The sequence below is a fragment of the Pseudomonas sp. GW456-L12 genome, assembly GCF_059424045.1.
The window spans coordinates 86,604-109,370 of record NZ_JBWKZA010000021.1 but is presented as its reverse complement, the minus strand read 5'-3'; the positions used below and the strand labels follow the sequence as shown (position 1 = coordinate 109,370).

The following is a 22,767-nucleotide window of genomic DNA, read 5'->3' as shown; positions in this document are numbered from 1 at the left end:
ATGAGCGTCGCCTACCTTGCGCACAAGTCGCCGAACCAGCCGCCCGAACAGCGGCAGGACGCGCAGCAGACCGAGCTGCATCCAGAACTGAACCGGGCCCACGTGCGCTTCATCGGCCTGACCAAGACCTACCAGGGCCAGCAAGGCCCGGTGCAGGCCCTGCACGGGATCGACCTGGCGATCCAGCGCGGCGAGGTGTTCGGCATCATCGGCCGCAGCGGCGCCGGCAAGTCGTCGCTGATCCGTACCATCAACCGCCTGGAACAGCCTTCGGGCGGCCGGGTGCTGATCGATCAGGTGGACATCGGCGACTTCGACGAAGACCGCCTGGTGGAGCTGCGCCGGCGCATCGGCATGATCTTCCAGCACTTCAACCTGATGTCGGCCAAGACCGTGTGGCAGAACGTCGAGCTGCCGCTGAAGGTGGCCGGCGTGCCCAAGGAACAGCGCGAGCGCAAGGTCCGCGAACTGCTGGAACTGGTGGGCCTGAAGGACAAGCACAAAGCCTACCCGGCGCAACTCTCGGGCGGGCAGAAACAGCGGGTGGGCATCGCCCGGGCGCTGGTCCACGACCCGGCGATCCTGCTGTGCGACGAGGCCACCTCGGCGCTGGACCCGGAGACCACCCAGTCGATCCTCGGCCTGCTCAAACAGATCAACCAGCGCCTGGGCCTGACCATCGTCCTGATCACCCACGAGATGGCGGTGATCCGCGATATCTGCGACCGGGTGGTGGTGCTCGAGCATGGGCATATCGTCGAGCAGGGGCCGGTCTGGGAAGTGTTCGGCAACCCGCAGCACGAGGTCAGCAAAACCCTGCTGGCGCCCTTGCAGCACGGCCTGCCGGAAGAGTTGCAAAACCGCCTGCAGGCCCAGCCGAAGTCTGCCGACGCGGCGGTGGTGTTACGCGTGCAGTTCACCGGCAGGAGCAGCGACGAGCCGGACCTGGCCGCGCTGTTCAGCACCCTGGGCGGGCGCGTGCGGCTGCTGCACGGCGGCGTGGAACGGATCCAGGGACATGCCCTGGGGCAATTGCTGCTGGCGGTCAGCGGCTCGTCCCTGGGCGCCGAGGAGCAACGTTTGCGCGCGCAGCACTTTTTGCAAAAGCAATGGACACAACAGGTAGAGGTGCTGGGTTATGTGGTTTGATCGCTTGCTCCAGGGCGTTATCGATACCTTCCTGATGGTCGGCGTGTCGTCGCTGATCGCTCTGCTGGCGGGCATTCCGCTGGCGGTGATCCTGGTCACCAGCGGCAAGGGCGGGATCTATGAAGCGCCCAGGCTGAACAGCGTGCTGGGGGCCTTCGTCAACCTGTTCCGCTCGATCCCGTTCCTGATCCTGATGGTGGCGCTGATCCCCTTCACCCGGCTGATCGTCGGCACTACCTACGGCGTCTGGGCGGCCGTGGTGCCACTGACCATCGCCGCCACGCCGTTCTTCGCGCGGATCGCCGAGGTCAGCCTGCGCGAGGTCGACCATGGCCTGATCGAAGCCGCCCAGGCCATGGGCTGCCGGCGCTGGCACATTGTCTGGCATGTGTTGTTGCCCGAGGCGCTGCCGGGCATCGTCGGCGGCTTCACCATCACCCTGGTGACCATGATCAACTCCTCGGCCATGGCCGGGGCCATCGGCGCCGGTGGCCTGGGGGACATCGCCTATCGCTACGGTTACCAGCGTTTCGACAGCCAGATCATGCTCACGGTGATCGTGCTGCTGGTGATCCTCGTCGCAGCGATCCAGCTCGGCGGCGACCGCCTGGCGCGGGTGCTCAACAAGCGTTGAGATCGGCGGTGTCCATTCGGATGTCATCGCGAGCAAGCTCGCTCCTACAGGTTGATCGCGTCGCCCTTTGTAGGAGCGAGCTTGCTCGCGATTGGCTTTCAAGGCCCACACCCAACCCGGGTCAATACCCTTGGAGTATATTCGGCACATCACTCCAGCCAACGCAGCCCGCCATGAAACTCGCTCCCGACGACCTCGACCAGATCACCTCCACCACCCTGGGTCACTACAACCAGGTGGCCGAAGATTTCCGCGAAGGCACCCGCGACCACGATGTCAGCCAGAACATCGACGCGCTGCTTCGACATATCCAGGGCACAGCGCCCTTCACCCTGCTGGACTTCGGCTGCGGCCCCGGGCGCGATTTGCAGGCCTTTACCCGCCTGGGTCATATCGCGGTCGGCCTCGACGGCTCCGAGCGTTTTGCCCAGATGGCCCGGGACGACAGCGGCTGCGAGGTCTGGCAGCAGGATTTCCTCAAGCTCGACCTGCCCGCCGAGCGCTTCGACGGCATCTTCGCCAACGCCGTGCTGTTTCATATCCCCTCGCAGGAGTTGCCGCGGGTGCTGCGCCAACTGCACGCCACACTGAAACCCGGCGGCGTGCTGTTCAGCTCCAACCCGCGCGGCGACAACCGCGAAGGCTGGAACGGCGCGCGTTATGGCGCCTACCACGACCTGGCGGCCTGGCAGCAATTGCTCACCGCGGCGGGGTTTGTCGAGCTGGAGCATTACTACCGGCCCGCCGGCCTGCCGCGGGAGCAGCAGCCGTGGCTGGCGAGTGTGTGGCGCAAGGTTTGAGCGGTTTGCCAGATAGGCCGTAGCGCCTGGTTCGCGGGCAAGCCTCGCTCCTACGGGGTATTCCAGCGTAGGAGCGAGGCTTGCCCGCGATGGCGTCCTCTCGAACGAGCACAATCTCAAGCCGTGGTTTTCTTCGGCTCCTTGATCTTGTACCAGGCCACATACAGCGCCGGCAGGAACAGCAGCGTCAGCAGGGTGGCGACGATGATGCCGCCGATCATGGCGTAGGCCATCGGCCCCCAGAACACTTCCCGGGCGATAGGGATCATGCCCAGGCTGGCCGCCGCGGCGGTCAGCAGGATCGGCCGGCGCCGGTGCTCGGTGGCTTGCACCACCGCGTCCCAGGATGAATGACCGGCGCGCTCGAATTCGTCGATCTGGGTCACCAGGATCACCGAGTTGCGGATGATGATGCCGATCAGCGCGAGAATCCCGAGGATCGCCACAAAGCCCATGGGCGTGCCCGACGGCACCAGCGCCAGGACCACGCCGATCAGCCCCAGGGGCGCGACGCTGGCCACCAGGAACAGCTTCTGCACGCTGTGCAGCTGGATCATCAGGAAGGTCGCCATGAGGAACAGCATCAACGGCACCACCTTGGCGATCGGCCCCTGGGCCTTGCCGCTCTCCTCCACCGTGCCGCCGGTGGCCACCGAATACCCCACCGGCAGGCCGGCGGCGAACGTGTCGATGTCAGGCTTGAGCAACCTGACCAGGTCAGTCGGCTGGATCTCATCACGCACCGAGGCCTTGATGGTGATGGTCGGCTTGCGGTCACGGCGCCAGACCAGCGGCTGCTCCAGTTCATAACGCACGGTGGCGAAGGCCAGCAGCGGAATCGAGGTGCCGTTGGGGTTGACGATCTGCAGGTTCTGCAGGGTTTCCGGGGAACCGCGCTCGCTGTCGTCGGCCCGGCCGACCACGTTGATCAGGTAGATGTCGTCATGCACCTGGGTCACGGTGGAGCCACTGACGATGCTGTTCATCAACTGCGCCACGTCCTCCGAAGACAGCCCCAACTGGCGGGCCTTGTCCTGGGCGATGTCGATGCGCAGCACTTTGCCCGGCTCGTTCCAGTCGTAGATGATCTCGCCGATGTGCGCGTTCTTGTCCAGTTCGGTGGCCAGCTCGATGGCGTGCTTGCGCACCTGGTCGATGTCTTTGCCGCTAACCCGGTACTGGATCGGCCGCCCCACCGGCGGGCCCATTTCCAGGGCCTGGACGTAGCTGCCGATGCCGACGAAGTCGTCGCGCAGGCGTTTTTTCAGGCGTTCGGTCAGCGCCGTGCGCGACTCCAGGCCCTTGCTGACGATCACCAGCTGCGCGTAGTAGGGGTTTTGCAGTTGCTGGTCCAGCGGCAGGTAGAAACGGATCGCGCCTTCGCCGATGTAAGTGCTCCAGCGCACGATGTCCGGGTCGTCCTTGAGGGTCGCCTCCAGGCGATCCACCGCCATGCGGGTCTCGGCGATCGAGGCGTTCTGCGGCAGGTTGAGGTCGACGAGAATCTCCGGCCGGTCCGAGGACGGGAAGAACTGGTTCTGCACGAAGCGCATGCCGACCACCGACAGCACGAACGCCAGGACGGTGATACCGATGGCCCACCAGCGGTTGCGCATGGCCCACAGCAGGCCGCCGTTGAAGGCGCGGCCGATGCGGCCCGGCTCCTCGGAATGAGGCTTCACATTGGTGCTGAGGATATGCACGCCGATCACCGGGGCGAACAGCACGGCGACTATCCACGACACCAGCATGGCCACGGCGATCACCGCGAACAGGGTGAAGGTGTACTCGCCGGCGGAACTGGCGTTGAGGCCGATGGGCACGAAGCCGGCGACCGTCACCAGGGTCCCGGTGAGCATCGGGAAGGCCGTGGAGGTGTAGGCGAAGGTCGCCGCCTGCTCCTTGCTCTCGCCCATCTCCAGGCGCGTAACCATCATCTCCACGGTGATCATCGCGTCGTCCACCAGAAGGCCCAGGGCGATGATCAACGCCCCGAGGGAAATCCGCTGCATGGTGATGCCGCTGTATTCCATGAAGACGAAGACCATCGCCAGCACCAGCGGAATCGAGCACGCCACCACCAGCCCGGCACGCACGCCCAGGCTGACGAAACTCACCACCAGCACGATCACCACCGCCTCGAACAGCGCGCTGGTAAAGCCGCCGACGGCTTTTTCCACCACCTCGGCCTGGTCCGACACCGTGTGCACGCCCACGCCCACCGGCAGCTCGGCGGTGAGCTGGTCCATCTTGAGGTGCAGGGCCTTGCCGAAGTCCTGGATGTTGCCGCCCTTCTTCATGGCAATCGCCAGGCCGATGGCCGGCTGGCCGTTGAAGCGGAACTGCGGCGTCGAAGGGTCGACGTAGCCGCGGCTGATCTCGGCGATATCCGCCAGGCGATAGAAGCGCTCGTTGAGCCGCAGGTTGACCGTGGCCAGGTCTTTCTCGGAAGCGAACTGCCCCGAGGTGCGCACGGAAATCCGCTCCGGCCCGGCCTCGATCACCCCGGCCGGGGTCACCGCGTTCTGCGATTGCAGGCTCTGCAGGACCTGGCGCTGGTCGATGCCCAGCGCTGCCAGCTTGCGTGTGGAGAAGTTCAGGTAGATGACTTCGTCCTGCTCGCCGACCATCTCCACCTTGCCCAGGTTCGGCACCTCGCGGATCTCGGCGCGCACCTGCTCCACGTAGTCGCGCAGCTGACGCATGCTCAGGCCGTCGGCGGTAAAGGCGTAGACCGAGCCGAACACATCACCGAATTCGTCGTTGAACCCCGGCCCTTGCAGGCCCTGGGGGAAGTCGCCGCGAATGTCGTTGATCTTCTTGCGCACCTGGTACCAGATCTCGGGGATGTCCTTGGCGCTGGTGGTGTCACGCAGGTTGACGAACACCGTCGATTCGCCGGGGCGGGTGTAGCTTTTCACGTAGTCGAGGGAGTCCAGCTCTTCGAGCTTTTTCTCGATGCGGTCGGTGACCTGCTTGAGGGTTTCCTCCTGGGTCGCGCCCGGCCAGCGGGTCTGGATGACCATGGTCTTGATGGTGAAGGACGGGTCTTCCTCGCGCCCCAGGTTCATGTAGGAGAACACGCCCATCAGCAGGGCAACGAACATCAGGTACCAGATGAAGGACTGATGCTTGATGGCCCACTCGGATAAATTGAAGCTCCCTTTCGTGGCCGGCGTCATCGTGGGCTGTCCTCGTCGATTTTGACTTTCTGCCCCGGTTTGAGGCTGTTCACACCGGCGCTCACCACCCGCTCGCCGATTTTGATCCCGCTGCCGATCAATGCCGAATCATGGTCCCGGCTGAGCACCGTGACCTCCCGCGGCGCCACGGTCTGCGCCTGCGGGTCGACGATCCAGACCCGGGTCTGGCCGTCCACTTCCTGCAGGGCCGACAGCGGCACCTCGGTGCGCGGGACGATGGCGGAACTGAGGGTCACGCTGATGGCCGTGCCGAGGCGGAACGCTTCGGGGGTTTCGGTCAGGGTCAGGCGCGAGCGCCGGGTACGGGTGGCGCTCTGCGCCTGGGGTTCGATTTCACGCACGATGGCGCTGGTGTTGATGCTCGGGTCCAGCTGCAAGGCGACCTTGAACACCACGTCGGCCGGCAACTGATCCACCAGCGTCGCCGGCAGGTCGATCACCGCTTCCTTGATGTCCGGACGGGCCAGGGTCACCACCTGCTGGCCGGCGCTGACCACCTGGCCGGCCTCGGCATTCCAGGCGGTGACCACGCCGCCGTGATCAGTGCGCAGCTCGCTGTAGGCGAGTTGGTCGCGGGCCTGGCTGACCGCGGCCCTGGCCTGATCCAGGGAGGCGCGGGTGGTCTTCAGGTCGGTCTGGGCGATATCCAGCTGCGCCTGGGCGCCAACGCCACGGTCGAACAATTGCTGCTGGCGCCGGGCGTTGGCCTGGGCATTGATCCATTGCGCCTCGATCCGGGCCAGGTCGCCCTGGGCCGAACGCAACTGGTTCTGCTGGTCGGTGGGGTCGAGGGTGGCGAGCAAGGCGCCCTTGCCCACCTCGGCGCCGACGTCGACATTGCGATTGGCGATACGCCCCGGCACCCGGAAACCGAGGTTGGTTTCATAGCGGGCCTGGATGCTCCCGGCGAACCGCCCGAGGCTTTCCTCGGACTCGGCGCGCACCTCGAACGACAGCACCGGGCGCACCGGCTCGGGCGCGGGTTCTTCCTTGGAGCAGGCACCCAGCGTCAGGCCGGCGCACAACAGCAGGGACAGGCGCTTCATGGCTGGGCTCCTTGGGTGCCGGTCTCGGCAACGATCTCGACGAGCATCCCCGGGTGCAACAACTGGCCACCGGCGATCACCACTTTTTCACCGCCCTTGAGGCCGTCGCTGATGATCACCTTGCCGGTCTGGTAACGCCCCACCGTGACGGTGTGCAGGGTAGCCTTGCCGTCCTCGCCCACCAGCCATACGGCCGGCTCGTTGAGGTTCTTGGTCAGCGCCGCCCAGGGCAGCTCGACACTGGCCTGGCCGGCCGCGTGGGCGCTGGCGCTGACCACCGAGCCCAGGTCCATGCCCGCCGGCAGGCCGTCGAGGGCCACCTTGACCTGCACCGTACCACTCTGCGCCGACACCACCGGGGTGACTTCACGCACCTTGCCGGTGGTCTTGATGTTCGGGTTGTCCAGCAGGCTGACGGTGATCGTGCCTTGCTTCGGCGGGGCCACCAGCAGCGATTCGTAGACGTTGAACACGGCGTCGCGCTCGCCGTCGCGGGCCAGGCTGTAGATCGGCACCGTGGCCTGCACCACCTGGCCGACTTCGGCCTGGCGCGCGGTGATCACCCCCGGAGCATCTGCGATCAATGCGGTGTAGCTCAGTTGCTCGCGGGCGTTGGCCAACTGCGCCTGGGCCGCGCTCAGGGCGCTCTGGCTGCTGCGCAGCGCCGCCTGGGCGGCATCGTATTCGCTCTGGCTGGTGTAGCCCTTGGGCAGGAGTTTCTGCTGGCGGACGAAGGCCGCGCTGGTCTGCTTGACCCGCGCCTGCTCGGCGAACACCGAGGCGGCGGCGGAATCGACATTGGTCTGCAGGTCTTTCGGGTCGAGCCGGGCCAGGACCTGTTTGGCCGTGACCCGGTCGCCGACGTCGACCAGGCGCTGGATGATCTTGCCGCCGACGCGGAACGACAACTCGGTCTGCACCCGCGCCTGCACATCGCCGGTAAGGGTTACCTGCGCCGCGAAATCGCGGGTCTGCACTGGCTGCACCCGCACCCGCGGCCGCTCCTTTTCGGTCGGCTTTTCCGCGCCACAACCGCTCAGTAGAGCAGCCAGCATCAAACCCACTATCCACTTCGATTCGAGACCAGCCATGCAGGCTCCTTGGCGCGATGCCATCGTACAGGTGACGATACGACTGTGAGCTTAGAACAGGGTTCCACTGCTGCACGCGGGCTGCTGCGGAACAAATGCGGAATGGTTGATCGGCTGAGCAACGAGGACGTCGTGACGCGCGGAGTTTCAGGTTCTGCGAACCTGATCGCGAGCAAGCTCGCTCCTACAAGAGCAGTCCGCAGGGGCGATGGCTTAGGGGAAAATCAGGCACACTGCGCCTCCATGCACAAGGAGCCCCGGCATGCTCAAGACCCTGGCAGTGGCCAATTACCGCTCGATCAACAAACTGGTGATTCCGCTGCAGCGGCTGAACCTGATCACCGGCCCCAACGGCAGCGGCAAGTCCAACCTGTACAAGGCCCTGCGCCTGCTGGCGGAAACCGCCCAGGGCGGGGTGGTCAACGCGCTGGCCAGCGAAGGCGGCCTGGAGTCGACCTTCTGGGCCGGGCCGGAACAGATCAGCCGGCGCATGAGCCGTGGCGAGGTGGCGATCCAGGGCGGACCACGCAAAACCGTCAAGCGCCTGCAACTGGGCTTTGCCGGCGAGGACTTCGGTTACTCGATCGGCCTGGGGCTGCCGGACTCCAGCGGCCATTTCATGCTGCCCGGGCACAGCACACCGATTCCCTCGCGCTTCACCCTCGACCCGCGGATCAAGCGCGAGAGCATCTGGAGCGGGCCGGCGTATCGCCCGGCCAGCGTGCTGGTGGATCGCCAGGGGCCGATGGTGCGGGCACGCCAGGGGCGGCAGTGGGAAGTCCTGGCGCAGCACACCTCCAGCGGTGACAGCCTGTTCGACCAGGTCGGCAACCTGCGTTCATCGCCCGAGGTCCTGCATTTGCGCGAGCAGATTCGCGGCTGGCGTTTTTACGATCACTTCCGTACCGACAGCCAGGCCCCCGCGCGCCGGCCACAGCTGGGCACGCGCACGCCGGTGCTGCACCACGACGGCCGCGACCTGGCGGCGGCGTTGCAGACCATCATCGAAGTGGGCGATCAGCAGGCGCTGCGCGAAACCATCAGCGACGCCTTTCCGGGTTCGCGGCTGGAGATCGATGCCGTGCCGGGCGGGCTGTTCGGCGTGCAGTTCTATCAGGACGGCCTGCTGCGGCCGCTGTCGGCGGCGGAACTGTCGGACGGCACCCTGCGTTACCTGCTGCTGGTCGCCGCCCTGCTGACGCCACGGCCACCGACGCTGATGGTGCTCAACGAACCGGAAACCAGCCTGCACCCGGACCTGCTGCCGGCCTTGGCGCGCCTGATCATGCGCGCCTCGCAGCAGTGCCAGGTGTGGGTGGTGTCCCATGCCAGCCGGTTGATCGCGGCGTTGCAGCAACACCCGGAGTGCAACTGCATCGTGCTGGAGAAAAATTTCGGCCAGACCGAAATCGTCGGCCAGGGGATGCTCGATGAACCGGCGTGGTATTGGCCGGATTGAGTAGCCTCAAAAGCATCGCGGGCAAGAACCAGGCGTCCCCCCCTGCTCCTACGGGGTGCAATGCTTGCCGGTATGGTCGCATGCAATCCATGTAGCCGCTGCCGCAGGCTGCGATAGGTCCGAAGGACCTCGGCGACCTTGAAACCGCTGCGACCGTTCTCCGAACGCGGCCCGGGTCGATCGCAGCCTGCGGCAGCGGCTACAGGGGCTCAGGCACAGACTGTCACCCCTGCCACTTGCCGCCTTCGACAATCACGCTTTCAGGCTTGGTGTCGTCGCTCAGTTCCTTGCGCACGTACTGGTCGTAGAGCTTGAGCAGGTACTTGTCCTCGCCCAGCTTGGCCAGTTCGGCGTTGACCCAGTCACGCAGTTCGATATTGCCCTTCTTCACCGCCGGCGCGATCGGCGCCTGCTCCCCCAGGGTCTGCGGCAGTACGCGGTAACCCGGGTTCTGCTTGGACCAGCTGAACAGGATCAGGTTGTCCTGGGCATAAGCATCGCCGCGGCCGTTGGCCAGGGCTTGCAGGGACTCGGAGTTCTTCTCGAACTTGAGCAGTTTCCAGTCCGGGTGGTTCTTGGTCAGCCAGATATCGGCGGTGGTGCCGGTGGTGACGATGGTGGTGCGGGTCGCAAGGTCATCCAGGCTCTTCACTTCGCTGCCATCCGGCACCAGGGCCTGCACCGCGACCTTGAGGTTGGGGTTGGTGAACTCCACCGCTTCCTTGCGCTCCGGGGTGACGGTCATGTTGGCCAGGATCAGGTCGACCTTGTCGCTCTGCAGGAACGGAATGCGGCTGGCCGGCTCCACCGCGACGAACTCCACCTTGTTCTCGTCGCCCAGCAGGTCCTTGGCGAATTGCCGCCCGATATCGGTATCGAAGCCCACATAGCGGCCGGTCTCGTCGACGAAACCGAACGGCGGCTTGTCGGTGAATACGCCGACGATCAGCTTGTCGCGGGCCTTGATCTTGTCCAGGTAGCCGGCCGCCGGGGCAGCGCTGGCGCTGGCCGCGGGCTTGGGCGCTTCGGCGGATTTATCGCAGCCGGCCAGCAGGGCGAGGCCGAACAGCGGGAGTAGCAGTAGCGAAGACTTGGCAGTTTTCATAAGAGCTCCAGTTCCTTTGTAGGTGCTTTTTTTGGCAATGCTTCAACGAAGGAGAATTTCTCCAGGAACTGCTGCGCTCGTGCGGTCCGCGGGTTCGTAAAGAAGATCTCGGGAGGGTGCTGTTCGAGGATGCGCCCGGCATCCATGAACACGATGCGGTCGGCCACCGCGCGGGCGAAGGCCATTTCGTGGGTGACGATCAACAGGGTCATGCCGTCCCGGGCCAGGCCCTGGATCACTTGCAGCACCTCCTTGACCATCTCCGGGTCCAGCGCCGCGGTGACCTCGTCGAACAGCATCACCTGCGGGTTCATGCACAGCGAACGAACGATGGCGATGCGTTGCTGCTGGCCGCCGGAGAGCTGGCGCGGGAAGGCATCGCGCTTGTCCGAAAGGCCCACCCGTTCCAGCAGCGCCTCGGCCTGGGCGCGGGCTTCGCGGCGGTCGCGTTTCTGCACCTTGAGCGGGCCGAGCAGGATGTTGTCGAGCACGCTCATGTGCGGGAACAGGTGGTAGCTCTGGAACACCATGCCGATGTCCTGGCGCACCTGGCGCCAGTCGGTGGCCGGATCCAGTAGCTCTTGGCCGGCGAATCTCAGGTGGCCGCCGTGGGCTTTTTCCAGACCGTTGAGGCAGCGCAGCAAGGTGGACTTGCCGCAGCCGCTAGGGCCGAGAATCACCACCACTTCGCCCTGGGCGACCTTGAGGTCGATGTCCTTGAGCACCTGCTGCTCGCCGAAAAACTTGTTGAAACCCTGGAACTCGATCAGTGCGCTCATGCTTGCGTCCAGCGCCGCTCCAGCACGCGCGAGGCGGCCGACAGCGGGTAGCAGATAAAGAAGAAAAACAGGAACAGGGCGCCGTAGATCAGCACCGATTCGTAGGTGCGCTCGATGATCTGCTGGCCGACCTTGATCACATCCACCACGCCGATCAGCACCGCCAGCGAGCTGGTCTTGATGATCCGCGTGTAGACGTTGATGGTCGGCGGCGTCATGCGTTTCAGCGCCTGGGGCAGCAGCACGTAGCCGTACAGCTGTGGGTCGGACAGGCCGATCGACAGCCCCGCCTCGCGCTGGCCACGGGGCAGCGAATGCAGGGCGCCGCGCACCACCTCGCCGACTTCGCTGGCGCCCCACAATGACAGCACCAGCACCGCGCAGGTGAAGCTGGGAATGCTGATGCCGAAGAAGATCGGGAAACCGAAGAACAGCAGGTACAGCCAGACCAGCACCGGGATCGCCCGGAACAGCTCCAGGTAGATGCGCAGCACGGCGTTCAGCCATTTGCGGTCGAGGGTCCGCAGCACGCCATAGAGCACGCCGCCAACGGTGCTGAAGGCGATGCTCAGCAGGGAGATCGATAACGTCTGCGCGGCGCCCTTGCCCAGTTGCGGCAAGGACACCCAGAGCAGTTCAAGACCCGAACTGGCCATGCTGCAACCTCCTTTCCAGACGGCTGAGCAACAGCGACAGCGGCAAGAACAGCAGCACGCAGATCAGCGTGAGCACGGCGAGCATTTCGTAGGTCTTGTAGTAGAGGGCGATGTAGCTCTTGGTGGTGTAGAGAATCTCCGGCACCGCCACCGCCGAGACCACGGTGGTTTCCTTGAGCAGGAAAATGAAATTGGCGAACAGCGACGGCAGGCTGAGGATCCCGGCCTGCGGCAGGATCACGTAGCGCAGCAGCTGCCAGCGCGACAGGCCGATGGAGCGCCCCGACTCCAGCTGGGCCGTCGGCACCGCTTCGACGCCGGCGCGCAGCACCTCGGTGAGGTAGGCGCCGCCGAGAAAGGTCATGGTGATGATCGCCGCGGCGAACCCGGAAATCTTCAGCCCCAATGCCGGCAGGGCGAAGTAGACGAAGAACAGCTGGATCAGCAGCGGGGTGTTGCGCGCCAGCTCCACGTACAGCCCGATCAGGCGCTGCAGGTAGGGGGTGCGGAACACCAGTATGGTGGCGTTGATCAGGGCTACCAGCAGGGAGGTGGCAATGGCGATCAGGCCGACCTGCAAGGTCACGCCCACGGCCTTGAGGAAGGCCGGCAGCGTACTGAGGATAAAAGCGTAGTCGAGGGTCATGGCAATCCTGGACGCCGCTGGGGTACAGCGGCGGTGGTGCAGTCCATTGGGCGGTGGGTAACCACCCGGCAGGCATCGACTTTAAAGCTATAAAAACAATAATTTAAATACCGTTAAAGCATATTGATATCACTCAAAAAACTAACCTGCGGGGTTTGCCATGCGCGCCTGAGCCGGCTACTTTTCTGACGCCGTAAGGGATCTTTCTGATTCCAAGGAACGGACAAGCGGCCCCCGACTTCAACGGGCCAGACACGTACATGGACGATAAGAACAATGACCGACCTCAATACCCCGCAACCTCTCGATCCGCAGGACATCGTCAAATGGCTGAAGGCGCTGCGCCGGGCCATGAAGCCTTCCTGAGCAAAATCCCTTCATCGTTGATTGCCCGCGATGGCGTCCTTGCCGATACACCGCGGCGCCTGGATCGCGAGCACGCTTGGCTCCTACAGAAGCAAGGTGAAGCCGTACTTGCGGGCAATAAAAAACGCCGACGCTGTAGAAGCCATCGGCGTTTAAACCTTGAAGGGGTTTGTACGACTTAAGCGTAGTCCATCAGAACGCCGGCAGTACCGCGCCGCTGTATTTCTTCTCGATGAATTCTTTCACTTGCGGGCTGGTCAGGGCCTTGGCCAATTTCTGGATGGCGGCGCTGTCCTTGTTGTCCGGGCGGGCCACCAGGAAGTTCACGTAAGGCGAATCGGCACCCTCGATCACCAGCGCGTCCTTGGCCGGGTTCAGGCCGGCTTCCAGGGCGTAGTTGGTGTTGATCATGTCCAGGTCGACCTGGTCCAGCACACGCGGCAGCAGGGCCGACTCCAGTTCCTTGAACTTGAAGTTGTGCGGGTTCTTGGCGATGTCTTTCGGGGTCGCCAGGGCGTTTTTCGGGTCCTTGAGTTCGATCAGGCCGGCCTTCTGCAGCAGGATCAGGGCCCGGCCGCTGTTGCTGCCTTCGTTCGGAATGGCGATGGTCGCGCCGTCTTTCAGCTCGGCCAGGGTTTTGACTTTCTTCGAGTAGCCGCCGAACGGTTCGACGTGCACGCCAACCACGGTCACCAGGTTAGTGCCCTTGCCTTCGTTGAAGCTCTTCAGGTACGGCAGGGTCTGGAAGTAGTTGGCGTCCAGACGCTTCTGATCGACCTGCACGTTCGGCTGCACGTAGTCGGTGAAGACTTTGATTTCCAGGTCCACGCCTTCCTTGGCCAGGGTTGGCTTGATCAGCTCGAGGATCTCGGCGTGCGGCACAGGGGTGGCCGCCACTACCAGTTTCTCGCCAGCCTGGGCCAGACCGGCAGTCAGGGCAGCCGCCAGTGCGGTGAACAACAGAACCTTTTTCATGCAGTGTCCTTATGAGTCGTCAGTGACGACGGCTTTTGTAATGAAGGTGCCAGCGAAGTGCTATCTCTGGCGTGGAGCGGACAATACCGGGATTTTTTATGCCTTAACAATATCTTTTATTCACGTTGATATTCCATTTTGTTCATACACAACCGGACCGCTCTAGCCCGCGTCCGGGGCGCTCCACAAGCCCCAGCCCACATAAATGTAGGAGCGAGCTTGCTCGCGATGACGACAGTCCTGGCACCTTGTGGTGTCTGGTATGGCGCTATCGCGAGCAAGCTCGCTCCTACAGAAATGGGGTAAAGGATCAGACCAGACCATGTTGCTTGAGCAGGTGTTTCAGCGCCTGCAACTCGGCGGCGGAACCGTCCGCGATCAGGCCCTTCAACTGTTGATCCACCAGCTCCAGCCGCGACAGCTGTGGCGGCAGGTTCAGGTGCTCCGGCAGGATCTCCTCGCCACTGCTGACCAGCAGGGCAAAGTGAATCACGTTCTCCAGCTCGCGGGTGTTGCCCGGCCAGCTGTGCTGCTCCAGCACCTGCTGGGCGGCTTCGCTGATCAGCGGCACCGGCAGGTCCAGGCGCTGGCTGTAGATACCGAGGAAGTATTCGGCCAACGACAGGATGTCGCCGACCCGCTCGCGCAGCGCCGGCAGTTCCAGATGGCCCTCGCCGAGGTAGTGATACAGCCGCTCATGGAACTTGCCCGCCGCCACCGCCTGGGCCAGGTCGATGCTGGTGGCCGCCACCAGGCGCACGTCCACCGGGCTCGGCTGATGGGCGCCGACCCGGGTCACCTCATGGTTTTCCAGGGCCGACAACAGCTTGATCTGGATCGGCAACGGCAAGTCGCCGATCTCGTCCAGGTACAGGGTGCCGCCGTTGGCCGAGCCGAACCAGCCGGCGCGGCTGCTGGCCGAGCCGCTGAAGGTGCCGGCGGCGTAGCCGAACAGTTCGGCGTCGGCGTAGGTAGGGCTGATGGCCCCGCAGTTGACCGACACGAACAGGCCGCTGCGGTCACTGGCCCGGTGGATATGCCGGGCCAGCAGCTCCTTGCCGCTGCCGGTTTCACCGCGGATCAACACCGAGATCGCCCGCGGCGCCAGCTGTTCCAGCTCCTGGCGCAACTGCCGCGAACGGGGATCGACGAACACCAGCGCCTTGGCGCGGATGCTCAGCGGGCTTTTTTCAGCATCGGGAAAGGTCAGCAACGGCTGGCCGAAAGACTCATGCAGACTCATGGCAGACTCCCGCCCAAATCCGCTAGCAGGCGGGGGCGTTTAACAAAAAGAAAAAATCAGGCGCGGCGCAGGGAATGCTGTTCCATGCGGTTTTGCAGGCGATAGAGATACGCGAAACCCTGCTCCCAGCGCTGGTGCCCGGACTTGACGTTGATATGCCCGGCACCGGACAGGATCCCCGCCTCGGCGCCCCAGTTGCGGGCCAGCTCCAGGGCACGTGGCGCACTGATAGCGCTGTCGTTGTCGGAGCTGACTATCTGGCTCGGGAACGGCAACAGGTCGTTGGGGATCGGCGCGAAATTGCGCAGCGCCGGCGCGCAGGCCGGACGCTCGACATCCGCCGGCGCCACCAGCAACGCACCGCGCACCTGGCGCAAGGCACTGACCGGCGCATGGGCGGCCCAGTGCGCGACGGTGATGCAGCCCAGACTGTGGGCGATCAGGATCACCGGGGTGCTGTCGGCGGCAATCGCCTCGGCCAGCGCCGCAACCCAGTCTTCGCGCCGCGGCGTCAGCCAGTCGGCCTGCTCCACCCGCGCACTGTTCGGCAGGCTGTTCTGCCAGTGGCTTTGCCAATGATCTTCTGGCGATCCTTGCCAGCCCGGCACAATCAGGTAGCGAATTGATTCGTTGCGCATGGGGAGCTCTCCTGCGTGTCTGTTCCCGATCGAGTATAGGGACGAGAGTTATATTCGTTAAGGAATAAGAAGCTATTTATTAAGATCCATAAAGAATATCAAATATCACCTGTACCGATCCTGTACGAACGCTGGCGTTCAGGCCGGCAAACCGCAGTGCCTGCATCGCGAGCAAGCTCGCTCCTACAGGTTCGTGGCGCCCGCCGGCTTTTGTAGGAGCGAGCTTGCTCGCGATGGCGTCGGTCCAGGCCAGCGCCCCGAGCCAAATCGCAGGCAAAAAAAAGGCCGCACCCTGCCAAGGAGACGGCCTGAAAAGTCGTGGCTTACAACACTGGGTCAGCGGGCGGTGATCACCGAAAGCTTGGTGATACCGGCACGCTCGATGGAGGCCATGGCACGGGCCACTTCGCCGTAGTTGACGCCGTCGTCCGCCTGCAACTGCACGCGAACTTCCGGGTCCTTGGCCTTGGCCGCCTGAAGATTGGTTTCCAAAAGGTCCGGCTGGATCTCGTCCTTGTTGATAAAAAGTTTGCCGGCGCCGTCGATGCTCACCACCAGCGGGTCCTTCTGCTCCACCGGGGCCACGGCCTCGGTCTTGGGCAGGTTGATCGGAATCGCGTTGGTCAACAGTGGCGCGGTGACGATGAACACCACCAGCAGTACCAGCATCACGTCCACCAGCGGCGTGACGTTGATCTCGCTCAGTACCTCATCGCTGTCCTGGGTCGAGAAGGCCATGTCAGGACGCCTCCTTCACTTTCTGCGCGCTGCCCTGGGCCGTGGCCTTGTGCGCGGTCGGGTGGATCAGCACGCGGAACGAACTCTTCTGCGCCAGGCTGTAGAAGTCATGGGCGAAGTCATCGAGGTCGGCGGCGGTCAACTTCAAGCGCCGCAGGAAATAGTTGTAAACCAGCACCGCCGGCACCGCGACGGCGATCCCCACGCCGGTGGCGACCAGCGCCGCGCCGATCGGCCCGGCCACGGTTTCCAGGCTCGCCGAGCCCGCCGCGCTGATGCCTTTCAGGGCTTCCATGATCCCCCACACGGTGCCGAACAGACCGATGAAGGGCGAGGTGCTGCCGATACTGGCGACCACCGCCAGGCCGGTTTCCAGGGAACGCCGCTCACGGACGATCTGCTGGCGCAGGGCGCGCTCCAGGCGGTCCTGATGATTGATGGCCTGGCTCAGGTCCGCCGCGTGCGCTGTGTCGCCGACCTGGATCGCCGCGTAGCCAGCCTGGGCCACACGAGCGGCGGCGCCGGGCTGGGTTTCGCTGAGCTCGGCCGCCGAGTCGAGGCTGGAGGCGGCCCAGAACTGTTTGTGGAACTTGCGATCCTGGGCCTTGAGGCGGGCGAACTGCGCGCCCTTGAGCAGGGCCAGGCCCCAGGTGGCCACGGAAAAGACCACCAGCAGCCAGATCACCGCGCTTTCGATGGATTCGAGTGGAGATGCCAATAACGTCATGTTCTTTTCCCTCTGTATAACCTTGTAGGAGCGAGCGTGCTCGCGATAGCGACCGACCAGGCACAGCACCTGGCGCAGGCTCAATGAATCTTGAAATCGATGGGTACGCTGACCCAGCCGTCCTGGGCGACGTCACCCTGCTTGGCCGGCACGAAGCTCCAGCGCTTGACGGCCGATAACGCCGCGTCGTCGAGTTGCTGGCGACCGCTGCTTTTCTGAATCTGGATCTCGCCGGGCTTGCCGCTGGCCAGTACATGCACCCGCAGCAGCACCGTGCCTTCCCACCCGCGACGCTGGGCCAGCGACGGATATTCCGGCGCCGGGTTTTTCAAGTACGCGGCGTTCGCCGAAGCCGGAGTCACGGGCGCCGGGGCCGGTGGCGCGGGCGGAGCCGGAGCGGCGACAGGCGCGGCCGGTTGTGGCGGCGCGGGCTGTTGCTGGACCGGCTTGGGCTCAGGCTTGGGGACCGGTTTCGGCTTGGGCTGCGGCTTGGGTTTGGGAATCGGCTTGGGCGGTGGCGGCTTGACCGCCAGTTCGTCCTCCACCGGCGGTGGCGGCTCCACCACCGGCTGTACCGGCTGCGGTGGCGGCGGTTCGACCACCGGCGGCGCGGGCCGAGAAAACTCGATGGTCATCGGCGGAATTTCCGGCGGCACGATCGGCAATACCGGGGTCGGCTGCTGGTTGATCCAGTAGATCACCGCACCGTGCAACAGTAGGGCGATCACCCCGAGCGCAATCGCCTCGCGCCGCCGCAGCCCGGCCTTGGGAGCCTTCTGCAAACGCAATTGGCCCAACGGCAAGCGATGCGGCCGGCCGAGATCGACCAGATCGCCGCTCGGTGCCTGACGCCACAGCACCTCATGTGCACTGGCGGCGGTCTGGACATTGCCCATTGATTAACTCCCTACAGTCTTTTGCGAATAACCCGACCCACACCTGCGAACTCCCCTGGAGCAGCGTCGAGGGCTGAATGATTGGCGCCAGACACTTATCTCCGAAAGTAATCTTTGAAGTTATGGATAGATCAAAAACGCATATTTAAACCCGTCATCTCGCGCCAGGCCGCGCGGATCAAGGGCTGCGGGGAAGGAGTCAAAAAGCCATGCTTTTCGAGCATTGAAAATATTCGCCAAAGGCATCGCATCGCCGCGGCAAAACCGCAGCGAAGCGACAGCAGTGGCGAAATAAAGGAGTCCGACCGAGCGTCGATCAAAGGAATCATGGCGCACCCGATAAAGCGGATCTCAAGCGCCCCTGAACAGGGTGTTCAGACGTTCAGTACCTGGCTCTCGCACAGCTCCAGCAACTGGCTTTCCAGGGCCTTGCCGGCCCGGCTCAAGCCGCTGCTGCCGTACAACGCCAGGCGCACGCCCTGGATGTCCGGCAAGCCGCTGGCGGCGTCGAGCACGCGATGCCCGGCGCCCACCACTCGCACCGGCAACAGGCTGATGCCCAGGCCCGCCGCCACCGCCGAGCAGACGCTGGCCAGGCTGGCGCTGGAGTAACCGATGCGCCAGCGCCAGCCACCAACCTCGAGGTGGTGCAACATTTCATGGCGATACAAACCGCCCACCGGGAACGCCACCAACGGCAACGGATCGCGGCCAAAGGCCGGGGTGGTGCGGCTGTCGACCCAGCACAGGGGTTCCGGCCACGACGCCAGGCAGTCGTCGCTGGCGCCCATCTGCTTGACCAGCAACAGGTCGAATTCGCCGCGTCGATAGAGCCGGGTCAATTCCGGGCCCAGCCCGCTGGTGACCTCCAGGCGCACGCCGGGATGGTCCTGGCCGAAGCGCGACAACAACGGCATCAGCCGCTCGGCGGCGAAGTCTTCCGGCACCCCGAGGCGCAACACGCCTTCGCTCTGTTGATGCAGCAAGACATCGCTGGCCTCTTCGTTGAGGGCCAGGATCCGTCGCGCGTAGCCCAGTAGACGCTCGCCCTCGGCGGTGGCCACCACCCGGCGCTGGTCGCGGTCGAGCAACTGGCAGTCCAGGCTCTCCTCCAGCCGCCGCACCTGCTGGCTGACGGTGGACTGGGTGAGGTGCAGGCGTTCGGCGGCACGGGTGAAGTTGGCGCAGTCGACGACGGCGACAAAACTGCGCAGCAGCACAGGATCGAACATGGCGACACCATTCTGAATGCCACTGATTGGCATGGTTATATTTAATTTCAGAATACATCAGGGCCTGAGCATACTCGGCGCTCATTTACCGCACAGGGAACCTGATGCCATGCGTTACCTGTCTTGCAAACACGCGGTCCTGGCAATCTGTCTGTTCGTGGTGGGGGTGGTGATGGCAAAGGATAACCAGCTGCTCGAAGCGGTCCGCGACGGGCAGTTGCCCAAGGTCCAGGCGCTGCTTCGCCAAGGCGTGGACGTCAACGTGCACGGCCTGGACGGCAGCAGCCCGCTGCTGCTGGCCACCGCCGCCAATCAGGTCGAGATCGCCCGGGCGCTGATCGAGGCCGGCGCCGACGTCAACCAGAAGAACCTGATCCACGACAGCCCTTACCTGCTGGCCGGCGCCAGCGGACGCAATGCGATCCTGCAGCTGACCCTGGCCCACGGCGCCGACCTGAAAAGCACCAACCGCTACGGCGGTACCGCGCTGATCCCGGCTTGCGAGCGTGGGCATGTCGACACCGTGCGCCTGCTGATCGAGGCCGGTGTCGACCTCGATCATGTCAATCGCCTGGGCTGGACCTGCCTGATGGAAGCCATTGTGCTGGCCGACGGCGGCCCGGCGCACCAGCAGATAGTCGCCCAATTGATCGCCGCCGGCGCCAACCTGAACCTGCCGGACAACGATGGCCTGAGCCCCCTGCAACAGGCGGAAAAACGCGGCCAGAGCGCCATCGCCAAACTGCTGCGGGACGCCGGCGCGTCCTGATGTGTGCCTTAAGGAGCCCCCATGAAAGACGATCAGGAGTACCTGCAACGCGCCGTCGAACTGGCCCGGCAAAACGTCGCGGCCGGTGGCCGGCCGTTCGGTGCGGTGCTGGTGCGCGACGGCCAGGTGCTGGCCGAGACGGTCAACCAGATCCACCTGACCCAGGACCCCACCGCCCACGCCGAGCTGCTAGCCATCCGGGTCGCCAGCCAACAACTCGGGCCGCGCCTGGATGGCTGTGTGATCTATGCCAGCGGCCAGCCCTGCCCCATGTGTTTGAGCGCCATGTACCTGTGCGGTGTGGCGCGCGCGGTGTTCGCCGCGGACAACGCCAGCGCCGCGTCCTTCGGCCTGTCCACGGCGGCGATCTACGAACAACTGGCCCAGCCCCTGGCGGCCCAGCGCTTGCCGGTGCAGCACGTACCGCAAGCGGCGATGCACGAGATCTACCGCGACTGGCAGGCCCGCCATGCCGCTCGCTGAGTCGCGCCTGCGCCGCCTCGGCGGCTGGGCCCTGCTGATCGCCCTGGGGCTCAATCTGCGGCCGATCATCAGCTCCATCAGCCCGCTGCTGATGGAGATTCGTGGCGCCACCGGCATGAGTTTCCAGAGCAGCGCCTGGCTCACCAGCCTGCCGGTGGTCTGCATGGGCCTGGTGGCCTTGCTCGGGGTGCGCCTGGAAGCCCGCCTGGGAGAGCGGCGCGGCGTCGCCCTCGGCCTGTTGATGATCCTCTGCGCCTGTCTGGCGCGGTTGCTCTGCGACCAGGCCGGCGCCCTGCTCGCCACGGCCCTGCTCGGCGGTGCCGGCGTGGCCTTGATCCAGGCACTGGTGCCGGCGCTGATCAAGCGCCAGTTCCAGCAACGGGTGGCCTTGGCCATGGGCATTTATTCGGCTTCGTTGATGGGCGGCGGCGGCCTCGCGGCGCTGCTCAGCCCGCAGGTCGCCACGCATTTCGCCCATTGGCAGGCCGGGCTCGGCGTGTGGCTGTTGCCGGCGCTGGCGGCGCTGCTGCTGTGGTGGCTGCTGCCTTTCGCCAGGCCGGGGCAGCGCCTCGACGCCCCCTCCATCGGCCTGTGGCGCAACCGTCGGGCCTGGTTGCTGGCGCTGTACTTCGGCCTGGTCAATTGCGGCTACATGAGCATGGTCGCCTGGCTGCCGGCCTATTACCTGCAATTGGGCTGGAGCGCGACCCAGAGCGGTTCGCTGCTGGCATTCATGACCCTCTTCCAGGTCACCGCCGCGCTGTTGATGCCCGCCCTGGCGCAGCGCCAGAGCGACCGCCGGCCATTGCTCGCCATCAGCCTGAGCGCCCAGGCCCTGGGTTTCAGCGGCCTGGTGTTGTGGCCGCTGCAGGCCCCGCAGCTGTGGGTGGCACTGATCGGCTTCGGCCTCGGCGCCTGTTTCGCCCTGAGCCTGATCCTCACCCTCGACCACCGTCGCGATCCCCGGGAAGCCGGACAACTGGCGGCCTTCGTGCAAGGGGTGGGGTTCCTGATCAACGCCGTGTCGCCGTGGATGACCGGCTGGCTGCGGCAGCTCACCGGCAGCTTCATCAGCGCCTGGTGGGTACTGGTCCTGAGCGTGCTGGCCATGCTGATGCTGACCCGGGTATTCAGCCCCTCCAGCTACCGGGAGCCACAGATGGCGACCACGGCACCGCAGCCGGCCTCCGTGACGCCTTAAAGATCAAGGCCCATGGCCACTATGCGCAACTTCTTGCGCACCCCTCTGTGGATAACTCTGTGAACAGTTATCCAAAGCCTCGATAAACCGGGACCTTCAGCCAAGTGCGCAACTTCTTGCACAGCACTGCGCAAGAAGTTGCGCACTTTCAAGCGCTTTCGAGCTGGAAATACCGTCAGCGATGCCAGAAAACACCGGAAGCCCTTGTTCCATAAGGCACTTTCAACTCCTGGCATGCTCCTTGATATCAACTTGGCACCCAACCGGGCGATCCGTCCCACCGGGCACCTTTATTTTTTAGCAAGGAGAGCATCCATGGCTACACCAGCGTATATGTCCATCACCGGCACCAAACAAGGCCTGATCACCGCCGGTGCCTTCACCGCTGACTCCGTTGGCAACACCTACCAGGAAGGCCACGAAGACCAGGTCATGGTTCAGGGCTTCCAGCACGAAGTGATCATCCCGCGTGACCCGCAGTCCGGCCAGCCAACCGGCCAGCGCGTACACAAGCCTGTAGTCATCACCAAGGTTTTCGACAAGGCTTCGCCTCTGCTGCTGGCAGCCCTGACCTCCGGTGAGCGTCTGACCAAGATCGAAATCCAGTGGTACCGCACCTCCGCTGCCGGCACCCAGGAGCACTACTACACCACCACCCTGGAAGACGCGATCATCGTCGACATCAAAGACTACATGCACAACTGCCAGGACCCATCGAACTCGCACTTCACCCACCTGGAAGACGTGCACTTCACCTACCGCAAAATCACCTGGACCCACGAAGTCTCCGGTACTTCCGGTTCCGACGACTGGCGTTCCCCGGTCGCGGGCTAAGTCCGGCCGACCGTTACACCAACATCGGCCAGCTCTGCTGGTCGATGTTGTTTACGCCATAAGGGATTTCTTGCGTTCGTCGGCGCCCGGCCCCGGG

General features: G+C 64.5%; 23 protein-coding genes. 8 read left to right on the top strand and 15 right to left on the bottom strand.

The window, feature by feature from the left end; genetic code table 11:
• The 3 genes from AC07Y9_RS23040 to AC07Y9_RS23030 all read left to right on the top strand — a co-directional run bounded on the left by AC07Y9_RS23040 (nucleotide 1) and on the right by AC07Y9_RS23030 (nucleotide 2,583).
• Nucleotides 1–1,149, top strand: a complete 1,149-nt coding sequence (locus AC07Y9_RS23040) for a methionine ABC transporter ATP-binding protein (RefSeq protein WP_102679901.1) — start codon at nucleotides 1–3, stop codon at nucleotides 1,147–1,149.
• Nucleotides 1,139–1,783, top strand: coding sequence for a methionine ABC transporter permease (locus tag AC07Y9_RS23035; protein ID WP_007925318.1), 645 nt, complete (start codon nucleotides 1,139–1,141; stop codon nucleotides 1,781–1,783). The genes AC07Y9_RS23040 and AC07Y9_RS23035 overlap by 11 nt, the downstream gene beginning before the upstream one ends.
• A gap of 173 nt (nucleotides 1,784–1,956) precedes the next feature.
• Nucleotides 1,957–2,583 carry a class I SAM-dependent methyltransferase gene (locus AC07Y9_RS23030; protein WP_053259245.1) on the top strand — a complete coding sequence of 209 codons (627 nt, stop codon included), beginning with the start codon at nucleotides 1,957–1,959 and terminating at the stop codon, nucleotides 2,581–2,583.
• Between the two features lie 116 nt (nucleotides 2,584–2,699).
• Here the strand turns inward: AC07Y9_RS23030 and AC07Y9_RS23025 are convergent, their stop codons facing one another.
• The 3 genes from AC07Y9_RS23025 to AC07Y9_RS23015 are packed head-to-tail and all read right to left on the bottom strand — an operon-like array spanning nucleotide 2,700 to nucleotide 7,923.
• The gene (locus AC07Y9_RS23025; protein ID WP_102679902.1) at nucleotides 2,700–5,765 is read right to left on the bottom strand and encodes an efflux RND transporter permease subunit; all 3,066 of its coding nucleotides are present in this window, start codon (nucleotides 5,763–5,765) and stop codon (nucleotides 2,700–2,702) included.
• Nucleotides 5,762–6,832, bottom strand: coding sequence for an efflux RND transporter periplasmic adaptor subunit (locus tag AC07Y9_RS23020; RefSeq protein WP_101336490.1), 1,071 nt, complete (start codon nucleotides 6,830–6,832; stop codon nucleotides 5,762–5,764). Before AC07Y9_RS23020 ends, AC07Y9_RS23025 begins: the two co-directional genes overlap by 4 nt.
• Entirely contained in the window at nucleotides 6,829–7,923 is a 1,095-nt protein-coding gene (locus AC07Y9_RS23015; protein WP_102679903.1) for an efflux RND transporter periplasmic adaptor subunit, read from the bottom strand. The genes AC07Y9_RS23020 and AC07Y9_RS23015 overlap by 4 nt, the downstream gene beginning before the upstream one ends.
• A gap of 262 nt (nucleotides 7,924–8,185) precedes the next feature.
• Between AC07Y9_RS23015 and AC07Y9_RS23010 the strand changes: the two genes are divergently transcribed.
• Nucleotides 8,186–9,382 (top strand): AAA family ATPase, encoded by a 1,197-nt coding sequence (locus tag AC07Y9_RS23010; protein ID WP_207240241.1) that lies wholly within the window; start codon nucleotides 8,186–8,188, stop codon nucleotides 9,380–9,382.
• 223 nt (nucleotides 9,383–9,605) lie between these two features.
• Here the strand turns inward: AC07Y9_RS23010 and AC07Y9_RS23005 are convergent, their stop codons facing one another.
• The 12 genes from AC07Y9_RS23005 to AC07Y9_RS22950 all read right to left on the bottom strand — a co-directional run bounded on the left by AC07Y9_RS23005 (nucleotide 9,606) and on the right by AC07Y9_RS22950 (nucleotide 19,383).
• Nucleotides 9,606–10,487: a transporter substrate-binding domain-containing protein gene (locus tag AC07Y9_RS23005; protein ID WP_009041664.1), complete on the bottom strand. Its 882-nt coding sequence runs from the start codon at nucleotides 10,485–10,487 to the stop codon at nucleotides 9,606–9,608.
• On the bottom strand, nucleotides 10,484–11,266 hold the full coding sequence (locus AC07Y9_RS23000) for an amino acid ABC transporter ATP-binding protein (protein WP_087092363.1): 783 nt from the start codon (nucleotides 11,264–11,266) through the stop codon (nucleotides 10,484–10,486). Before AC07Y9_RS23000 ends, AC07Y9_RS23005 begins: the two co-directional genes overlap by 4 nt.
• The gene (locus tag AC07Y9_RS22995) at nucleotides 11,263–11,922 is read right to left on the bottom strand and encodes an amino acid ABC transporter permease (RefSeq protein ID WP_085533338.1); all 660 of its coding nucleotides are present in this window, start codon (nucleotides 11,920–11,922) and stop codon (nucleotides 11,263–11,265) included. Before AC07Y9_RS22995 ends, AC07Y9_RS23000 begins: the two co-directional genes overlap by 4 nt.
• Nucleotides 11,903–12,568 carry an amino acid ABC transporter permease gene (locus AC07Y9_RS22990; protein ID WP_102679905.1) on the bottom strand — a complete coding sequence of 222 codons (666 nt, stop codon included), beginning with the start codon at nucleotides 12,566–12,568 and terminating at the stop codon, nucleotides 11,903–11,905. Before AC07Y9_RS22990 ends, AC07Y9_RS22995 begins: the two co-directional genes overlap by 20 nt.
• A 558-nt stretch (nucleotides 12,569–13,126) precedes the next feature.
• Nucleotides 13,127–13,909 (bottom strand): MetQ/NlpA family ABC transporter substrate-binding protein, encoded by a 783-nt coding sequence (locus AC07Y9_RS22985; RefSeq protein ID WP_053259237.1) that lies wholly within the window; start codon nucleotides 13,907–13,909, stop codon nucleotides 13,127–13,129.
• A gap of 310 nt (nucleotides 13,910–14,219) precedes the next feature.
• Entirely contained in the window at nucleotides 14,220–15,152 is a 933-nt protein-coding gene (locus AC07Y9_RS22980; RefSeq protein ID WP_087092360.1) for a sigma 54-interacting transcriptional regulator, read from the bottom strand.
• Nucleotides 15,153–15,208: 56 nt separating this feature from the next.
• Nucleotides 15,209–15,790 (bottom strand): alpha/beta hydrolase, encoded by a 582-nt coding sequence (locus AC07Y9_RS22975; RefSeq protein ID WP_102679906.1) that lies wholly within the window; start codon nucleotides 15,788–15,790, stop codon nucleotides 15,209–15,211.
• Between the two features lie 336 nt (nucleotides 15,791–16,126).
• On the bottom strand, nucleotides 16,127–16,528 hold the full coding sequence (locus AC07Y9_RS22970; protein WP_009041659.1) for an ExbD/TolR family protein: 402 nt from the start codon (nucleotides 16,526–16,528) through the stop codon (nucleotides 16,127–16,129).
• Nucleotide 16,529: 1 nt separating this feature from the next.
• Nucleotides 16,530–17,255 (bottom strand): MotA/TolQ/ExbB proton channel family protein, encoded by a 726-nt coding sequence (locus tag AC07Y9_RS22965; RefSeq protein WP_009041658.1) that lies wholly within the window; start codon nucleotides 17,253–17,255, stop codon nucleotides 16,530–16,532.
• A gap of 80 nt (nucleotides 17,256–17,335) precedes the next feature.
• On the bottom strand, nucleotides 17,336–18,151 hold the full coding sequence (locus AC07Y9_RS22960) for an energy transducer TonB (RefSeq protein WP_007923321.1): 816 nt from the start codon (nucleotides 18,149–18,151) through the stop codon (nucleotides 17,336–17,338).
• 131 nt (nucleotides 18,152–18,282) lie between these two features.
• Complete coding sequence (locus AC07Y9_RS22955; protein WP_146021763.1) at nucleotides 18,283–18,480, bottom strand: hypothetical protein; 198 nt, start codon at nucleotides 18,478–18,480, stop codon at nucleotides 18,283–18,285.
• Between the two features lie 45 nt (nucleotides 18,481–18,525).
• Nucleotides 18,526–19,383, bottom strand: coding sequence for a LysR family transcriptional regulator (locus tag AC07Y9_RS22950; protein WP_102679926.1), 858 nt, complete (start codon nucleotides 19,381–19,383; stop codon nucleotides 18,526–18,528).
• Nucleotides 19,384–19,492: 109 nt separating this feature from the next.
• Here AC07Y9_RS22950 and AC07Y9_RS22945 point away from each other — a divergent pair, with 109 nt between their 5' ends.
• The 4 genes from AC07Y9_RS22945 to AC07Y9_RS22930 all read left to right on the top strand — a co-directional run bounded on the left by AC07Y9_RS22945 (nucleotide 19,493) and on the right by AC07Y9_RS22930 (nucleotide 22,670).
• The gene (locus tag AC07Y9_RS22945) at nucleotides 19,493–20,152 is read left to right on the top strand and encodes an ankyrin repeat domain-containing protein (RefSeq protein WP_102679907.1); all 660 of its coding nucleotides are present in this window, start codon (nucleotides 19,493–19,495) and stop codon (nucleotides 20,150–20,152) included.
• A 21-nt stretch (nucleotides 20,153–20,173) separates the two neighbouring features.
• Nucleotides 20,174–20,635: a nucleoside deaminase gene (locus AC07Y9_RS22940; RefSeq protein WP_102679908.1), complete on the top strand. Its 462-nt coding sequence runs from the start codon at nucleotides 20,174–20,176 to the stop codon at nucleotides 20,633–20,635.
• On the top strand, nucleotides 20,622–21,836 hold the full coding sequence (locus tag AC07Y9_RS22935) for a CynX/NimT family MFS transporter (protein WP_102679909.1): 1,215 nt from the start codon (nucleotides 20,622–20,624) through the stop codon (nucleotides 21,834–21,836). The genes AC07Y9_RS22940 and AC07Y9_RS22935 overlap by 14 nt, the downstream gene beginning before the upstream one ends.
• A 315-nt stretch (nucleotides 21,837–22,151) precedes the next feature.
• On the top strand, nucleotides 22,152–22,670 hold the full coding sequence (locus tag AC07Y9_RS22930) for an Hcp family type VI secretion system effector (protein ID WP_007925756.1): 519 nt from the start codon (nucleotides 22,152–22,154) through the stop codon (nucleotides 22,668–22,670).
• The last annotated feature ends 97 nt before the right edge of the window (nucleotides 22,671–22,767 follow it).

Bases quoted from the DNA above. Each gene is read 5' to 3' on its own strand.
- AC07Y9_RS23040 (WP_102679901.1), top strand. From the start codon at position 1: ATGAGCGTCGCCTACCTTGCGCACAAGTCGCCGAACCAGCCGCCCGAA.
- AC07Y9_RS23035 (WP_007925318.1), top strand. From the start codon at position 1,139: ATGTGGTTTGATCGCTTGCTCCAGGGCGTTATCGATACCTTCCTGATG.
- AC07Y9_RS23030 (WP_053259245.1), top strand. From the start codon at position 1,957: ATGAAACTCGCTCCCGACGACCTCGACCAGATCACCTCCACCACCCTG.
- AC07Y9_RS23025 (WP_102679902.1), bottom strand. From the start codon at position 5,765: ATGACGCCGGCCACGAAAGGGAGCTTCAATTTATCCGAGTGGGCCATC.
- AC07Y9_RS23020 (WP_101336490.1), bottom strand. From the start codon at position 6,832: ATGAAGCGCCTGTCCCTGCTGTTGTGCGCCGGCCTGACGCTGGGTGCC.
- AC07Y9_RS23015 (WP_102679903.1), bottom strand. From the start codon at position 7,923: ATGGCTGGTCTCGAATCGAAGTGGATAGTGGGTTTGATGCTGGCTGCT.
- AC07Y9_RS23010 (WP_207240241.1), top strand. From the start codon at position 8,186: ATGCTCAAGACCCTGGCAGTGGCCAATTACCGCTCGATCAACAAACTG.
- AC07Y9_RS23005 (WP_009041664.1), bottom strand. From the start codon at position 10,487: ATGAAAACTGCCAAGTCTTCGCTACTGCTACTCCCGCTGTTCGGCCTC.
- AC07Y9_RS23000 (WP_087092363.1), bottom strand. From the start codon at position 11,266: ATGAGCGCACTGATCGAGTTCCAGGGTTTCAACAAGTTTTTCGGCGAG.
- AC07Y9_RS22995 (WP_085533338.1), bottom strand. From the start codon at position 11,922: ATGGCCAGTTCGGGTCTTGAACTGCTCTGGGTGTCCTTGCCGCAACTG.
- AC07Y9_RS22990 (WP_102679905.1), bottom strand. From the start codon at position 12,568: ATGACCCTCGACTACGCTTTTATCCTCAGTACGCTGCCGGCCTTCCTC.
- AC07Y9_RS22985 (WP_053259237.1), bottom strand. From the start codon at position 13,909: ATGAAAAAGGTTCTGTTGTTCACCGCACTGGCGGCTGCCCTGACTGCC.
- AC07Y9_RS22980 (WP_087092360.1), bottom strand. From the start codon at position 15,152: ATGAGTCTGCATGAGTCTTTCGGCCAGCCGTTGCTGACCTTTCCCGAT.
- AC07Y9_RS22975 (WP_102679906.1), bottom strand. From the start codon at position 15,790: ATGCGCAACGAATCAATTCGCTACCTGATTGTGCCGGGCTGGCAAGGA.
- AC07Y9_RS22970 (WP_009041659.1), bottom strand. From the start codon at position 16,528: ATGGCCTTCTCGACCCAGGACAGCGATGAGGTACTGAGCGAGATCAAC.
- AC07Y9_RS22965 (WP_009041658.1), bottom strand. From the start codon at position 17,255: ATGACGTTATTGGCATCTCCACTCGAATCCATCGAAAGCGCGGTGATC.
- AC07Y9_RS22960 (WP_007923321.1), bottom strand. From the start codon at position 18,151: ATGGGCAATGTCCAGACCGCCGCCAGTGCACATGAGGTGCTGTGGCGT.
- AC07Y9_RS22955 (WP_146021763.1), bottom strand. From the start codon at position 18,480: ATGATTCCTTTGATCGACGCTCGGTCGGACTCCTTTATTTCGCCACTG.
- AC07Y9_RS22950 (WP_102679926.1), bottom strand. From the start codon at position 19,383: ATGTTCGATCCTGTGCTGCTGCGCAGTTTTGTCGCCGTCGTCGACTGC.
- AC07Y9_RS22945 (WP_102679907.1), top strand. From the start codon at position 19,493: ATGCGTTACCTGTCTTGCAAACACGCGGTCCTGGCAATCTGTCTGTTC.
- AC07Y9_RS22940 (WP_102679908.1), top strand. From the start codon at position 20,174: ATGAAAGACGATCAGGAGTACCTGCAACGCGCCGTCGAACTGGCCCGG.
- AC07Y9_RS22935 (WP_102679909.1), top strand. From the start codon at position 20,622: ATGCCGCTCGCTGAGTCGCGCCTGCGCCGCCTCGGCGGCTGGGCCCTG.
- AC07Y9_RS22930 (WP_007925756.1), top strand. From the start codon at position 22,152: ATGGCTACACCAGCGTATATGTCCATCACCGGCACCAAACAAGGCCTG.